The 16,182-nt window shown below is 40.0% G+C and carries 10 protein-coding genes and 2 pseudogenes; all 12 read right to left on the reverse strand.

Going from position 1 to position 16,182, the window contains the following annotated elements; all coding sequences use genetic code 11:
- Positions 1-346: 346 nt before the first annotated feature.
- Positions 347-859 carry a DUF2931 family protein gene (locus tag H5158_RS20965; protein ID WP_182740813.1) on the reverse strand — a complete coding sequence of 171 codons (513 nt, stop codon included), beginning with the start codon at positions 857-859 and terminating at the stop codon, positions 347-349.
- Between the two features lie 87 nt (positions 860-946).
- Positions 947-1,459, reverse strand: coding sequence for a DUF2931 family protein (locus H5158_RS20970; RefSeq protein ID WP_182719698.1), 513 nt, complete (start codon positions 1,457-1,459; stop codon positions 947-949).
- Positions 1,460-1,814: 355 nt separating this feature from the next.
- On the reverse strand, positions 1,815-2,603 hold the full coding sequence (locus H5158_RS20975; RefSeq protein ID WP_182740814.1) for a hypothetical protein: 789 nt from the start codon (positions 2,601-2,603) through the stop codon (positions 1,815-1,817).
- Complete coding sequence (locus H5158_RS20980) at positions 2,581-2,838, reverse strand: hypothetical protein (protein WP_182740815.1); 258 nt, start codon at positions 2,836-2,838, stop codon at positions 2,581-2,583. Before H5158_RS20980 ends, H5158_RS20975 begins: the two co-directional genes overlap by 23 nt.
- A gap of 17 nt (positions 2,839-2,855) precedes the next feature.
- Positions 2,856-3,881: a hypothetical protein gene (locus H5158_RS20985; protein WP_182740816.1), complete on the reverse strand. Its 1,026-nt coding sequence runs from the start codon at positions 3,879-3,881 to the stop codon at positions 2,856-2,858.
- A 96-nt stretch (positions 3,882-3,977) separates the two neighbouring features.
- Positions 3,978-8,030, reverse strand: coding sequence for an OmpA family protein (locus H5158_RS20990; RefSeq protein ID WP_259399471.1), 4,053 nt, complete (start codon positions 8,028-8,030; stop codon positions 3,978-3,980).
- 200 nt (positions 8,031-8,230) lie between these two features.
- The gene (locus H5158_RS23485; RefSeq protein ID WP_259399472.1) at positions 8,231-8,608 is read right to left on the reverse strand and encodes a hypothetical protein; all 378 of its coding nucleotides are present in this window, start codon (positions 8,606-8,608) and stop codon (positions 8,231-8,233) included.
- A 1-nt stretch (position 8,609) separates the two neighbouring features.
- Positions 8,610-9,685, reverse strand: a pseudogene (locus H5158_RS20995) (hypothetical protein).
- Positions 9,686-9,751: 66 nt separating this feature from the next.
- Positions 9,752-14,434 carry an OmpA family protein gene (locus H5158_RS21000; protein ID WP_182740817.1) on the reverse strand — a complete coding sequence of 1,561 codons (4,683 nt, stop codon included), beginning with the start codon at positions 14,432-14,434 and terminating at the stop codon, positions 9,752-9,754.
- Complete coding sequence (locus tag H5158_RS21005; RefSeq protein ID WP_182740818.1) at positions 14,431-15,567, reverse strand: hypothetical protein; 1,137 nt, start codon at positions 15,565-15,567, stop codon at positions 14,431-14,433. The genes H5158_RS21000 and H5158_RS21005 overlap by 4 nt, the downstream gene beginning before the upstream one ends.
- On the reverse strand, positions 15,567-15,866 hold the full coding sequence (locus H5158_RS21010; protein ID WP_182740819.1) for a hypothetical protein: 300 nt from the start codon (positions 15,864-15,866) through the stop codon (positions 15,567-15,569). The genes H5158_RS21005 and H5158_RS21010 overlap by 1 nt, the downstream gene beginning before the upstream one ends.
- Positions 15,863-16,182 (reverse strand): annotated as a pseudogene (locus H5158_RS23155) (hypothetical protein); the annotation flags it as partial. The gene H5158_RS21010 and the pseudogene H5158_RS23155, both read right to left, overlap by 4 nt.

Genomic DNA, 16,182 nt, shown 5'->3' on the forward strand with positions numbered 1-16,182 from the left:
GGTACATCCCACTGGTCATCAAACTTAATTAAAGTCACGAATATATCATTACCTTCATCCGTTGAACCCGATACAACCATATAATCTATTTCACCTGTTGTTGCACAACCGCCTAGTAATACAGCTAACAGACTAATAAGAAGTAATTTTATGAGGTTGTCCATAATCTATATCCATTTATTAGTTGTGATTGCCATTGTGTGCTGAGCTCTGCTTGCGCAGGCTGATTATAACAAAGCGCGAGCTGTGGTTTTTAGTGGTGAATTCAGCGTCTTCTTCAGGGCCATGAGCTACGGGCTGCCTCTGCGAATACTTTATAGAACATAAGCTTAGGGTCGTGGCTTTACTACTTATTCTCACGCCATTGAGCTTGCCCAGAGCCAAGCTCGTGTAGAACACGTCCAGTAAACCCGGCTGATGGTGTATTTGAAATCCAAACCTTTATCTCACCTGATTCACCCATACCAACTATTAAATATGGGTAAATATCAGTTTCTACTTCGCCTGTATGGTAACTAAATCGAGGTAATTTACTGACTAATTTATAACCATTTTTATCTATTGCCACTTCACCAAAGTAAATTCTATTTTCTGACTTATCTAACCATTCAACGGCTACTTTTTCTGGGAATTTTTGATCGTAAACGCCACTTGTTTTACCGGCACTTTGCCAGCAACAACCAAGGCTCCCCATAGGAATACCCCAACTATTATCAAAAGTAATTGATTGCACCCAAATTTCATTACCCTTTTGTGTCGCACCGCCTGCAACCATGTAATCAATTTTACCTGTAGACGAACATCCTACAGCGAATAATATTAAAGCGAGTGTGATAAGTAATTTTATGAGCTTGCCCATAATCTATATCCATTTATTAGTTGTGATTGCCATTGCTCACTCTTTTCATCTTGTTCTGGCTGATTGTAAAAAGGCGTTTAAAACTGGTCATTTATTCTCACGCCACTGTGCTTGCCCAGAGCCTAGTTCGTGTAATACACGGCCTGTAAATCCCGCTGAACGGGTATTAGATAACCAAACTTTGATTTCACCTGACTCACCCATACCGACTATTAAATACGGTTTTACATCTTTAAAAACCTTACCTGTGTGCGCTGTGTATGAAGGTAAATTTTTAGCTAACCTATAACCTTTTTTGTCTATTGCCACTTCACCAAAGTAAATTCTATTTTCTGACTTATCTAACCATTCAACGGCTACTTTTTCTGGGAATTTTTGATTGTAAACACTCACAGTACCACCAGCTTGTGCGTAACAACATTCTATTGCACCGGAAGGAATACCCCACTCATCATCAAATACCACAGAGCGCCCCCAAATTGCATTGCCATTTTCGGTGCCGACACCTGCGACCATGTAATCAATTTTACCTGTTGACGAGCAACCTATTACAAATAATGTTAAAGCGAGTGTGGTGAGACATTTTACGAGCTTGTCCATAATCTATATCCATTTATTAGTTGTGACTGCCATTGTACACTTGCTTCAGCCTGTTCTGGCTGATTGTAAAAAAGCTCACGTTGTTGGTTTTTGCTGGTGAATTCAGCGTCTTCTTCAGGACCATGAGCAATCGCATCAATCGTTGCTGAATATTTAACACTGTGGTGGATGTAATCTTTATATAAAGCCTGCCAGGCATCACTTTGTGGGCCAAAGCTGCGGGCGCTATCAACCAGTGTTTTAAGCTCGCTAGGTAAAATATAAGGTATAGCTTAGCCGTCAGCTTGTTTGCGGTTAGCAAGTTCCGTTAAGCTTTGTAGTGGCACTCCTTAGCGCCTTTATCTCAACAATTCCTTTATTCACTGTTGTCCACATCCTTATTACTTTCTCTACTCTGGGCCCTACTTAAACGCATACTCATGCTCATATCCATCCCTGTAGATAACGGTAAATTGTCTTTATCAAGCGGGATATCTGTATCATTCTCTGATAAATGCGTTAATATCGCATTAAGCTGCTGCTCAAAGTCTTTTGGTTTTTCATCATCAAAAAATGCAAAGGGTTTGTCATCGGTTTGCCACTGTTCATGCTGCGGCATTACATGCTCGCGGCCATACTCCATAAATTGACATATAAATGCCAATACCGGCTCGTACGCATCACTGCCGTTGTAATAAGGGTTGTGGCGCGGTTGTACCATAAAATTAGCCCATTGCATGTTGTTGTGTTTATCAAAACCACGTGTCTGAATACGCATCATTTGAAAGTCTTCATAAACCCGTAAATTTTTAAAGTGCTGAGCGCGTACTTTGCCTTTGTACCAGAGGTAAACAATTTGTTTATCACGATCAAACACCATCGGTGCTTGACGCTTAAAACGAATAATAAAAAACAACAAAAGTGGAATAGTAATAGCGTAAAAAACTAAAAATGAAATGTCTTTTTTGTAAAAATAACTTCCATAAGCTGTATGTTTATTACTGTGACGAGCATACAAGTAGCTTTTAAACGTCAACTCACCACTTTCATCTAGCAATTTATACCACTTTAAGTGTATTGGGTTTACTTCTGTACTACTAAAATAATTCTCTCCATACTTTTTTTTATATAATTCAATACTATCAATAGTTGCTCTCTCTTGCACTCCAGCTTTTTAATATATTATTAGCATTTAAACATGCAGTAAATAACACAATTAATAACAATGGGATCAGCCCCATATTACGGGCTTTCATTGAATTATTACTAAGCTTACAAATATGTTCATCTACATACACTATCGGTGTTGGCGGCGGCGCCTCTTTAGTGAGTTGAAAGCTAAGTAGTGCTTTCAACTTATTTGCTAAAGGTATTGGGTAGTGGTATTTAATCAAAGCCATTAATCTCAACAAATTCTTTATCCATTCTTGTCCACATCTTTATTACTTTCTCTACTCTGGGCCCTTCTTAAACGCATACTCATGCTCATATCCATCCCTGTAGATAACGGTAAATTGTCTTTATCAAGCGGGATATCTGTATCGTTCTCTGACAAATGTGTTAACACCGCATTTAATTGCTGCTCAAAGTCTTTTGGTTTTTCATCATCAAAAAGTGCAAAGGGTTTGTCATTTGATTGCCATTGCTCACACTGCGGCATTACATGCTCACGGCCATATTCCATAAATTGACATATGAATGCCAATACTGGCTCATACGCATCTTTACCGTTGCAATAAGGATTATGGCGCGGTTGCACCATAAAATTAGCCCAACGCATATCACCGCGCTTACCAAGGCTGCGCGTCTGAATACGCATCATTTGTGAGTCTTCATGTATTCGTAGGTCTTTAAAATGCTGGGCGCGAACGTTGCCCTTATACCAGTGATAAACAATTTGCCGATTACGGTCAAACACCATCGGCGCTTGGCGCTTAAAAAAGATTAGAAAATACAATAAGGGAGGAAGTGTCAGTATAATAAAGATGGATAAAATTATATCTCGCTTAAGGCGAAACGTACCGCCAACATCAGCGGTTTCATAATAGTGATAATGCATATAACGACTTAATGACATTTTGCCATTTTCATCAAACATATCGTAAAAACTTTTACTTACTGGTTCAACATTTGGGGATAAAAAATAATCTTCTCCATGCTTTTTTTTATAAAAATCAACCATTTTCATCATACTCTCTTCCGTTGATTTCCACATGGAATAAAAACCAGCTATCTGGTAAAAGGCAATAAATGACACCATGCACAACGCCGGAATAATACCCATATTACGGGCTTTTATTGAGTTGTTACTGAGCTTACAGATGTTGTCATCAACATAGGTAATAGGTGCTGGGGGTGTTTCACCACGCGGTAATTTAACTGCCAATAACGCCTTTAATTTGTTAGCTAAGGGGATTGGGTAAATTGGTTTAATTAATGCCATAATATGCTGATATTTTAAAAGGTGAAGTAAGCTTAAGTAAAAGGGCTGTTCACAAAGAGTGCTTGGTTACAGCCCTGTAAGTACTAAGAAGTTAATTTACTCTTTAAAAGCCCCTAACGGCCTGACCTTCCTCTTTGTAGCATCTTCAACAAACCACTGTTTCACTTCACCTTCAGTCAACCCTTCCTCTGACAACCTTTTATACACTGCTTTTTGTGATGGGGTTGAATGCTCGCCATTTAGCTTTGCGGCTAATTCTTTTAAATCAGCTTCAGGTAATGTTTTACCCCAAGGCAAATCGCTATTTGTAGGGTTAGGCAATGGTAACTTTAACTGCAAACCATGATTACTTGTGTTATCAGTCATTGAGCCTATATCATTAAAGTTAAAACCAGAATTACCCGCAGAATTAAAGCTAGCAACACCTAGCTCCATCGTATATTGCCGCTCTTCTTTATCAGTAAAAATATCACTAAACTGACTAGTAAATATGTCACCAAAAGGCCTTAAACCATTAACGGTAACGCGCTTTGGCGACTCATAATCCAAACTAAAATTCGCCGCAAAAACAAAAACCTGCTCTTCACCGGCAAACGCTTTAGCGCTGCGATCATGCCAATTCAGAAGCGCTCGACCTTGCATGCCTCTGTCATTACTGTGCCCAGCCTTATTAAGTAGCTCAACAAACTCTCGGTATTCTCTAAACTTTGCACCTGTTGAGTCATCAAATTTATAGTTATCATCTTCCCATCTATTTAAAGCTTGGTTGTAGCCTTTATTTGCATTACGAGTCGCTTTACCTAAATAATAGAGTCTTGATTTATAAGTAGGACCCACATCATTAATGCCAATGGTTTGTTGTAGGGTTAATTCACATGGCACACTGCGCCAATTCAAACCTATCAGTGTTTTTGTATAGTTTTCTGATTCAAGTTTTGTACAGGTAGCAACGACCATAATGTCTACTTTGGTATTCCAGTCAAAGTCATCAAAAATAATGCCATCACCAAACTGGCGTACTTTAAATCCTAAACTTTGTGCTGCATCAAATTGGCTTTCAAATAAACGGATTGAGTGTCCTTGCCTTTGTATTTTACTGGTTATTAAATAAGGCTTCCCTTCACCACCAAAACGCACCAATATCCGAACACTTTTCTCCCCGGCAAAAAGTTCAGGACGAACAAAGCTAGAACTTTTACTGGTTAAAAAATCTTTTATTAGTAGTGACTCTTCATTGCCACCATCACGTTCTGTATTTAAATCTACATAAAAGTCGGTAGCTATATACTTATTTTTTATACCAAGCCCATTAAGAATATTTAAATAGCCGGAGTCAAAAATCATTTCATCGTTATTCTCTTCATGCTCCCCCATTAAAGGTAATACTACTTCACTACTACTGCCAACTTGGGCACTAATGTAATAACGCATGTCAGCAAAGTTTTTAGCTCGATAATATTCAAGTGCAGAGTCATGCATAAATGGGTAAAAAGCTTCTTTATGCACCATAGGTTTAGTACCCAAATATGTTTTTGGCCCTAACTGAAAAAACGGCGTAAACACACAGCCAAACTTTCCTGCAAAGTGCTTTTCGCTCTCTAATAGCTCAGACTCGACAAGTGGCCTTACCAACTCTTTATAAGCAAGCTCGTTATTTACCCCATCACAGCGCGTTACTTTAAAGGTAATAGGGGCAATACCGGTCATCGTATTGTTAAACACCACTAAAACACGAATAGGTGTGAATGGCGTTAAGCGCTTTAGTTTGTTGGCAATAATTGGCAACCATTTTTTTGAGGTTGGGCATTGATAGTATATAGCGCTGTGGTGATAGCTCGCCTCACCATACTCAGAAAACACCGGCTCAAATGTGTTTGCAAAGCTTTCAAGGTATTTACTACCTTCTTTTTCTTGTGTGCCAAAGGTATGAATAGGAAAGTAACTTTGAAACTCAGCGGTAATATAATTATGTTCACGCGCGAGTGTTGGCACCGCCATCATATAAAAGCCGTAAGGATTAAATTGAGATTGCATATAAAGCGTATTTTCGGGATCTTTTACCACAGCTTTACGTGCGGCTTTATCTAACAGGCTGTAATTGTCACTAAAACCATAGAGCGCTTTTTTTTCATTACCTGCGTTTTGCTTTTGAGCTGCGATACTGTCGATTAAAAACACCCAAAAGGTATCCATACGAATTGATGCACCGGGTAAATTAGGGAGCGCCCAGCTATCACCCAATAAAAAGTTTTCTATGTATTGTTTTACTTTATAGCGCTCTAGATTGGTGTAGTACTCGCTTTTATCCCCTTCACGCTGTGCTCTTAATAACAAGCCCATCAGGCCCGAGATTGCCTCTGAGCGCAGTCTAAATTGCGCAGCCCACTGCGTACTTTGTTCTGTACTTTCGCTCTCTTTAAATTCATTAAGCAGCTCGTGCATCATCCCTTGATTAGCCGCGCATTCTTGGCCTAGACGTTTATCTCTTTGAATCTCTGCATAATACTTTTTACAGGTATTATCGAGCAGTACTTCATCCATTAAATTTGCAGCCGATGTAGCTACTGCAGCGCCCGCTTTTATTACTGCCACCGCTGCAGCAATCGGTGCTGTTGCCGGAATAAATGCCATCACACCTAAAGCAATATTGATCATTTGCCACGCCATGGCATCGGCAGTTTCACCTACTTTTATGTCGTTAACCACGGTTAAGTTACGAAAGCGCTCTAAGCTATCCATACCTTCGCGTGATGGGCAAACAGAAAGCTGGCTAATAGCATAAGCGGCAATATGTACACGGCGATTTTGCGCTCGGCTGGCTTCATCTTTATTATTTACAAGTGGCTGAGTATAACCTAGCCCTTGCACTTCAATACGCGCCTCATCAATACCAGCTTGAGTTACTAAAATATTTTTAACAGCATCGGCTCGTCGCTCAGATAGCGCCATATTATAATCGTAATGACCCAGATCGCAGGTATGGCCTGCCACTATAATTTTAAGCGATTCGTTGAGCTCAAACGCCTTTAAAACCGCTTCACTTTGCTGCAAAATAACATCACGGTATTCATCGCTTACCTGCTCACTATTAAGTGCAAACTGTGCTTTAATTACCACGTCTTTTACAATTTCTTTAGCACTTAAATGCTCAAAGTAATCCTGAGCAACCGTTTTATAATGCTGCTTAGATTGCACTAAGTTAGGAATATCAGTGCCAATCTGCTGTACTGTAGTTTGCCCAAGCGCAACAATGTTAGTCGCTAAATCAGCCATATTTAACGCATTGCCTGTTGCATCCATTGCCACCTTAGGAATGCCAAGCTTTTTACCTAAACTATTGTTATAACTTTCAATTGCAGCTGGTGTGTTCGCTGGTAAGCGCCACAAATTTTCTGCAAGTACTTGCCTCCACCCCTCGGTTGTCATAGCAGCACGCGCACTGCGTAGCTTTTGCCACGCATCTTGCCCATCTTGCATCGCAAATACCGCGTCTAGGGTTGCTTGAATGGTTTTATCTTCTGTTTTATTTAAATGGGTATGAATTGCCTTGGCAATTTTACTGCCTAACACAAATTTACCATTAGTGGTAAAATTGCCGTTACTGGCACTGGCGGTTATATCAGTATTAATTAACCCGGCGGCGAGTTGTGCGCGGCCTTTAGCCACCGCCCAGCCATGGCAAAAACTCTCAAAGCCGCTAGCCATTTTTATCGGTTCATCGCTAACTTTGGCGCGGCCAACTTCATTACCGTTTTCATCTTTAACACTAATATTTTTAGGGTCGTACGTGGCATGCTCGGTTTTTAAATCTTTAGCATAACTAATTAAATGGCTATAAAAGCGCGGGAATTGCTTTATTATTGCCTCTTCAACCGAGAGCGGATCGCAGTTAATTACATCAAACTCACCCGCTTCATTTTTTATATCAAAGCGCACCATTTCGGCAAGTTCGTAGTAGTAATTAGCTCCCTCCTTAACAAGCGATTTAGAGCACCATTGCGACCTTTGGGCAACATATTTAACACCATCAAGCCTTATTTTAATTCGGTATAACCCTTTAGGTAACTTCTTATCAGTACCTGATATCACCGCTAAGTTGGTTTCAGTAACGAAAGTGGCTGGTATATCTTTACCTACTGGTGGTGACAAAACAATTTCTTCATCCGAAGAAAGAAGTGGTATATTTGGATTTATACTTAAAATTATTGCCCGGGTTTTTGCCAGTATATAGGCTTGGATACTTTCTACATTTTTTTGAGTTATTTCTTTTGCGTACCACTTATTGTAAGTGTCGTCTTTACTATTCTCTGTAGGCTGTTTTAAATTGGTAACAGGGACTGTTTGTAGCTCTAATAACGGCGTATTTGAGCTACTGTAATTTTTAAATTATCAACAAACTCTTTCGCCCAGCCACTAGGGTTATTATTTGCAATAAGCCCTATAGACTCCATTGGCGGAATAATAATAGGTCGTTGATTAATAGCAGTGTATGAATGAAATGGCTGGCGTACGTCTAATGAGTCACTATTTATTGTTGATAAAATACCGGCGCTATTTGTTTTTAATACAATAGGTTTTTTTGTATCGTATGTGGCTAGCTTAGGCTGCTCGGCCACCACGATTCGATTTGCTACCGGAGTTAATTTGCCAACCGGTTTATTATTCTCAACATATCCAGTTAGTAAATACACTAACGGGCTTGCAGATCCTTTGCTCATTTCATGCATTTTATTGTCCTTTTGCTGCTAAATTTGTAATCGCGATAGGAGCTAAAGGCCGCATACCCCAAATATATTTTTCTTTTATTAACACCTCTGAGTACTCACCTGTCACTATATTCTTTGTTTTTATAATACGCTCTGAAAGATAGAACCCTTTTTCATCACGCTCTTGTAAATGTTTTACTAAATACTGCAATTGATAATCTTCTTCTGGAGAGAAAATTATCCCGCCGCCAGTTCCTTCTTCCGAACTTTCTATATCAGGATTGGCAATATTCACCCAGTGAAAATGCGCTTTCGGTCTGGCGTGGGTCATAAACGCTAAATACTTACCATCCGGTGAAATACGGTGGTTTTTCATCTCCCACGCTTTCGGAAAACCAAAATTCACTTTACGCACTATTTCGCCATTAAACTTATGTATCCAAAAGCCATCGTGCTTTACCGCTAAAAATTCTTTATCGCCCGGGAGTAAAAACAGCTCATCTGAATAAATTATTTTGCGCTGTGTAAGAGTGGCTGTTGATACCTGGTAGTTGTAATGTTTACCATCTGCATAAAAAATCACATTATCGCTATCTGAGGTCCAGTTAAATGAAGGATGCCCCCCCCGCCTGACATGGTGATTAGTTTTTGTTCTTTGGTGTCGTAAAGCTGGCGTGTCGCTCTATCATTGATATAACCCGAAATTGCTATATAACGGTTATCTGGTGAGCGAACTGCCTTATGCAGCCCTACAGGTCTAAATTGTATAAACACTTCTTCAGGAATTATGCGGCGCCTGTCTGAGCCATCTAAACGCGATGACCACAGCGTGCGTATCTCACTGTATTTGTATTTATTCCAAAACATTAACCGCGGGGTTGAAAATGTATCTGCATCACCATACACCTCTTCGCGTATTTCGAGTGGCCACTCTGGATGGTTTTTGTGCTCTTTAGCCCATGGGTATTTAGCCAGCTCAGCTTGAAGTTCCGCCTGAGTTTGCGATGAACTTTGCGATGAAGGCTCTGAGCAACCAGTTAAAAACACAATTAAAATGAAAGCCAATGTAAGAACACTATGACTCTTTGTCGAAAACATCTAAATATCCCTTTAAAAAAATTCAATAAAAAAGCTCATATAAATGAGCTTTTTATTACGCAATGTTTAATCACTTAGTTTGCGAGCATTTATAGCCTCGATACTGACTTCATCTAAACTTTTCGAATGGACCTCAAACCACTCTTTAACCTCATCAGCCGTCATGTCATTTGAATCATAAAAGCCTTTTTGATAATCGCTCAAGTGCGGTTCGAGTTTGCTATAGCGTGTACTATTCATTGCTTTAGACCATGGCGCGTTATTGATTACTGATTTCGGTAACTCCACCTCTAGGGCAAAGCCGTGACTGTATGTATCATCGAATAACAAGCCATCAACAGTGCTAAAGTCGGCAACGTGTATACCTGAATTACCAGCCGTTCTAAACTCTTTAAAACATAGTTTAGGTGATTCATCAACCGAGCCATTAGCGTTTATATCCACTTTACCAAAAGGGCGAATACCTTTTACGGTATTGCCTTTGGGGGTCTTATAATCCAGTTTAAAACGTGCGACATACAAATGCTTTTTCTCAGTTTGGCCTTGCTTGTCTAACTCAGCTTTTTTGTTATGCCAATTAAACAACGAGAGTACCTCTTTCTCTTGCTCTTGAGAATCACTTCTTAAAAATGAAATAAAATCGCGAAGTTGAGACTGCCCCTTTACGTTGCGTCGTCTTGTTAGTTTATAGTGATTATCACGTATTTTGCCTCTGTTAAAACCACCTGTTAAAGAACGTTCAATTTCACCAATATTAATTAAATTACTGGGATAAGTAGGCCCTTGCAACTCACTGTCTTTAGGCCAACTTGACGAAATACCCGTCATACTTAAAAAGCACGGAATAGTATTGGAGTTTAGGTTGATCAGGTCTTTGCTGTAATTATCTTCAAGTAACCTATCGGCGGTTACCACGACAAAAACTTCAATTTCAGTATTCCAATCATATTTTTCAATTTTAAGGCTATTACCGTGGCGAGTGATGGTAAGGTTGTTTTTTATTGCACTTGCCCAAAGCTCGCGCTTATAAAGCTCTTCATAAGTAGTTTTTTTGTAAGGTCCCTCTAAATACTCATTGTTTAAATTCGCTAATGAGATAAATGGCGCGCCTTCTCCCCCAATTCTAATTGCCATAGTAACGGTTTTTTCACCATCAAATAACGCAGGGTAGGCAAAGCTTGAATCATAGCTCGTTAGGTAGTCTTTAATTAACATTGAGCTGTGTTTTTCTTTATCAACACTTACTAAAAAGTCGTCTTCAATAAAACTAAATATCCCATCAAACTCAACGGGGCCTTGTGAAGGTGTTTGTTTAAGCGGTAAATCTACACTTGTCGTGCTAGCCACTTGGCACCTGATTCTATAGCGCATATTATTTAGGCGACCAGAGTCAGCATAATCATCTGCGCTATTAATACCAGGTAACAAAAAAGCCGCTGAATGAGCGGTTGGCTTTATACCTAAATACGTTTTAGGCCCAAGTTGATAAAATGGCTGAAATACACAGCCAACCATACCTATATAACGCGATTCATCAAAACCATCTTGATTAATAAATAGCTCATCTTTGGTCAGCGCACGTGCAAGCTCTGAATACTTAATACTGGTTACATCCCAGCCATCTATACGCTTCACTTCAAATGTGAGCGGTGCTATATGGGCCATCGTTTCATCAAACACCACCAGCACTCTAACCGGTGTAAATGGGGTAATTGATTCATCCCCTAAATCACTCATTAAGTGCCATTTTTTAGTATTAACATCTTGGTAATACATCACACTACAATGATAATTTGCTTCACCGTATTGCATCATTAATGGGTCAAAAGTATCAATAAAGTTGTCAAGCTCATTAGTGCCTAAAGTATGTATCGGAAAATACTTTTGATACTGTGTTTGTAAGTAACCTTGTAAGGAAGACACTGGCGCTTTAGACATCATATAAAACCCAAGCGCAGGGCTAACCATGCCTATCAAACTTGCTGTTGATCTTTCTTCATCCATTACTTGTACGTGGTTGTCGTATAATATTTTTCGGTCACTCGCGGCGGTTAATTTAAAGTCTTGGTTTACACCATAGGTTAATTGGTATTCCCGCTCAGCTGCACCAGAGCCTTTCATTTTATTTACGTTTTCAACTAAGTTAACCCAAAACGTATCCATTTTTATTACCGCGTTATCTATTAGCGGATACGCCCACTCATCGCCGAGTAAAAAGTTTTCAATATAGGCCTGAATCTCTAATTTTTTTGCATTGTTAATGTAGTCTTCTTTGCTGCTTGCATACACTTGCGCTCTTAGCAGTAACCCCACTAAACCCGCAATGGCTTCAGCTCTTACTCTGTATTGCGCCGCCCATAAAGTGCTATTAGCAATGGTGTGGTTACTGTTCATCTCTGTTACCAAATCACGCATTAATGCTTGGTTGGCGCTACTTCGTTCGCTTTGCTGTTTTTGCCTATCATCAACTGCTAAATATTGTTTACAGATATTATCTGTCATTACTTCATCAGCTAAGGCAGCAACGCCACGAGTAACAACAGGCGCTGCGTCTACCACCGCTTTAAAAAAACCAATTGAACGTGCCGCAAGCGCGGTATGAGGTATTACACTTAATACCGCAAGCGCAGTGTCAAGCGCCGCCATTAATGCTTTGTCGCCCTCTTTTGAGCGTGCTATTTTTTTCTCAACACTTAAGCTACGGTAACGTTCTAAATTATTCAGCCCCTCACGAGAGGCACTGACAGCAAGGTTACTGACAATATAAGCTTTAAGGCTTACCCGCCGGTTAATTGCCCGTTGGGCTTCTGAGTCGTTATCAACCAAGTTCTCAAGCATGCCGTACCCATATACCCGCATGCGAGATTCAACTTGGTTAGCATCCATACCGCGGCTAATCATCTGCTCAGCCAAAATAGTTTTAACAGCCTCAGCGCGCCTTAAAGACAACTTTTTATTATATTCAAAGCCGCCTATATCACAGGTATACCCTGAAATATCAACCATTGCATTAGGGTTTGCGAGCAGCCCTTCAACAATAATTTGGCTACGCGATATTATTTCATTTTGGTACTGCTCACTCACAACGTCACTGTCAAGTTCAAACTGGCTTTGAATAACTACATCATGGCTTACTTCGCGCTCGCTTAAACGGGCAAAATAATCATCAGCTACTCTTTTATAATGATTAACACTGGTGTTTAAAGTGTTTTCCGCCTCACCAAAGTACGATATGGTCGCCTCACTAAACGCGCAAATACTTACAGCTAAATCAACGGTATTAATAGACTTATCTAATACGTTAAGTACGCTTGCAGGCACTCCTAACGTATCACCGAAGGTATTATTGAATTGCAGTTCCTGATTATCAGTTAAACCACCGTTAGCTAAACTAAAAGGCAAGAAGTATTTGCTTAATGCATCGCTTGTTGTCAGGTCACTGGGGTTAGTTAACGCCTCCCTCACTTTAACCCAAGCATCAACACCGCTATCAAGTGCAAAGGTAGCATCAAGCATTGCCGATACTGCAGGGTCCTGATTAGTTTGAAAGTGGGTATGCAGCGTTTTAGCAACTAACTTGGCAAATTTCCCTCGGTTATCATGGTGTACGCCATCGGCATCAACATATTGCTGCATGTCGGCAACTAAAAAGCCCGCAGCAAGGCTGGCACGGGTTTTAGTTAACTCCCAATTTGTACAGTAATCTAAAAAGCCACTGGCAATTGCCGTAGGTTTGCTATTCGGCATTTTGGCATCGGGCGAGCCATATTCAGGCAAGCCTTTTTTTGGCTCATTAGGATCAAAAGCCTCAGGGGCAGAGGCCGTGTTTTTTGCAAAGTTGATTAAGTGGGTGTAATAACTCGGAAACTGCTTAATCAGTGACTCTTCCACTGAAATTGGGTCGCAGTTAATAATATCAAACTCACCGGCCTCGTTTTGAATATCAAAATGCAACATTTCGCTGAGTTCGTAATAAGGGGTGCCACTGTCATCATAGCTAAGAGCATTTTGGCTCCAACGGGTATATTGTTCATCTAATTCAAATTTATCTAATTTAACGCGTATTTTATATAAACCAGCACTCAGCTTTTGGTCATTATTATTAATTACAGCAGTGTAAACTGTACTTTCAGTTCCGAGTTCATCCCCCGTATTAAAAAAACCTTTAATTGGCGTTTCAGTGCCTTTTACTATTTCAACATTACCAACGCCGGCCGCTAATGGAATAGAGCGATTTACACTCAGCAGCAGCGCCCGTGTTTTGGGTATTACATAACCATAAATATGGGTTACCTTGCTCTTAATAATGTGTTCGTTATACCAATCGCTGTAGGTTTTATCTTTATTATTAGTGTCGGGGCGTTGTAAATCTGCAACTGTAATTTGTTGATAGCTAAGGTTATTAGTTTTACCCTTATAGCTTTCTAGTTCAGTTTTAAATGCCTCAAACCACTTATCACCTTGGCTTGCCGCTAACAAGCTTATCGCATCTACCGGCGGCACAATAATAGGTCGGGTTTTATGGGCATGAAACGGGTTTCGTGTTGTTAACTGCTTGTCATCAACAGCCTCAAGCACCGCACCTTCATCACTACTTAACAGTATTGGGGCAGCTCCATCGCTATCAGCCACCACCACACGGTTAAACAGCGGGGTAAGCTTACTGATTGGCTCCCCCTTATTAACATAACCAGTGAGTAAATACGCTTTAGGAAAACTAGATTGCCCAGTATAAAATTGCTCTGTCATTGTTCATCCTTGATATTAAACACGCCAAAAACATATATAGTTCCCATGCCCCAAATATTACTTTCTTTAAGTAATATTTCTCTTTCTTGCTTAGTAATTAAGTCTAGTTCTATAAAGTAATAATCAGGGTATGGACGACCGTTCCCCATCAGCTCTGTCGAATCTCTTGATGCGGGACTTAACACTTTATTTTTTTTATCTGAGAAAAAATAACCCCCTGTTTTGAAAGGTTTTGTAATGCGCTTACTTGGGTCTGATAAATTAACCCAGTAATATTTAGGGTATCCAAGCCCCTCTGATAAAAAAGAAATATAATCGCCGAAAGGGGATACTTTTAAATACTGCATCGTAAATTGGGTGTTAAAGCCTAAATCAACCTTCTCAATCACGTCGCCATTAAAATCATGTAACCAGTATTTATTTTTTTTATCGGCTAAAAAGGTTTTACCATCTGGCAATAAAAACAAGCCATTAGAGTAAATAATTGGCCGCTCAGTGAGTGCTTTGGTGGGTACATGGTAGTTATAATGCTTACCACTGGCGTAAAAAATTACATTTTCACTGTCTTTGGTCCAATTAAAATGGGCATAGCCATAGCCTTTGCTCATTAAAATAAACTGTTGGGTTTTAGTATCCCACAGCTCGCGGGTAAAGCCGTGCTCTGTTGTATCCATGGACAAGGCTATATAGCGGTTATCTGGCGAGCGCTTGGGTGTGTGGCTACCAATAAGCCCCCTACCTTCAAAGGCAGCTTCGGGGATAATGCGGCGCCTATCAGAGCCATCCATCCGTGCTGAGAACAGCGTTTTCCTTTTCATCCATTCGACTTTCGCGTTAAATAAAATACGTGGGGTTGAAAATGTTTCTTTATCGCCATACACCTCATCTCGTACCTCTTTTGGCCACTCAGGGTGGTAACTATGACGATGCGTTTTTTTATCTTTACTAAATCGACTGGGTTGCTCTTCAACAACTTGTTTTTCTGGCGGTTTAACGTCATCACCACAGCCAGTTAATTGCAATGTAGCGACACTTAGTAACATTATTACTGCGCAGTGTGAAAATGACTTAGTTAACAAGCCCGTGGTTAAAAGCGATTTAAACGTAGATTTTTTTACTGAGATTAATGACATCAATAGTCCTTGATTGTACGGTGTAAATTGGTCGTAGAGGCAGCAATGCGAAGCATGAACGGGGTAGTTTTTTGGGCATGAAACGGGGTTCGTGTCGTCAATTGTTTGTAATCAACAGCCTCAAGCACCGCGCCTTCATCACTGCTTAATAGTATTGGTGTGGCTCCATCGCTATCAGCCACCACCACACGGTTAAACAGCGGGGTGAGCTTACTGATTGGCTCCCCCTTCTTAACATAGCCAGTGAGTAAATACGCTTTAGGGAAACTACATAGCCCTGTATAAAATTGCTCTGTCATTGTTCATCCTTGATATTAAACACGCCAAAAATACGCAAAGTTCCCATGCCCCAAATATTACTTTCTTTAAGCAATATTTCTTTTTCTTGCTTAGTGATTAAATCCAATTCAATAAAGTAATAATCAGGGTATGGACGACCGTTCCCCATTAGCTCCGTAGAATCTCTTGATGCGGGACTTAACACTTTATTTTTTTTATCTGAGAAAAAATAAGTATCTGCTTTTCTTGGTGATATAATGCGCTTACTGGGGTCCGATAAGTTAATCCAGTAATTTTGCGACGCCCCAAGACCTTCTGATAAAAAATAAATATAAT

It is taken from the genome of Pseudoalteromonas sp. SR45-6 (assembly GCF_014163545.1).
Classification (GTDB): Bacteria; Pseudomonadota; Gammaproteobacteria; order Enterobacterales; family Alteromonadaceae; genus Pseudoalteromonas; species Pseudoalteromonas rhizosphaerae.

What these genes read in the sequence shown, in the direction of transcription:
- H5158_RS20965 (WP_182740813.1), bottom strand. Translation starts at nt 859, where the DNA reads ATGGGCAAGCTCATAAAATTACTTATCACACTCGCTTTAATATTATTC.
- H5158_RS20970 (WP_182719698.1), bottom strand. Translation starts at nt 1,459, where the DNA reads ATGGACAAGCTCGTAAAATGTCTCACCACACTCGCTTTAACATTATTT.
- H5158_RS20980 (WP_182740815.1), bottom strand. Translation starts at nt 2,838, where the DNA reads ATGGCTTTGATTAAATACCACTACCCAATACCTTTAGCAAATAAGTTG.
- H5158_RS20985 (WP_182740816.1), bottom strand. Translation starts at nt 3,881, where the DNA reads ATGGCATTAATTAAACCAATTTACCCAATCCCCTTAGCTAACAAATTA.
- H5158_RS23485 (WP_259399472.1), bottom strand. Translation starts at nt 8,608, where the DNA reads ATGCATGAAATGAGCAAAGGATCTGCAAGCCCGTTAGTGTATTTACTA.
- H5158_RS21000 (WP_182740817.1), bottom strand. Translation starts at nt 14,434, where the DNA reads ATGACAGAGCAATTTTATACTGGGCAATCTAGTTTTCCTAAAGCGTAT.
- H5158_RS21005 (WP_182740818.1), bottom strand. Translation starts at nt 15,567, where the DNA reads ATGTCATTAATCTCAGTAAAAAAATCTACGTTTAAATCGCTTTTAACC.
- H5158_RS21010 (WP_182740819.1), bottom strand. Translation starts at nt 15,866, where the DNA reads ATGACAGAGCAATTTTATACAGGGCTATGTAGTTTCCCTAAAGCGTAT.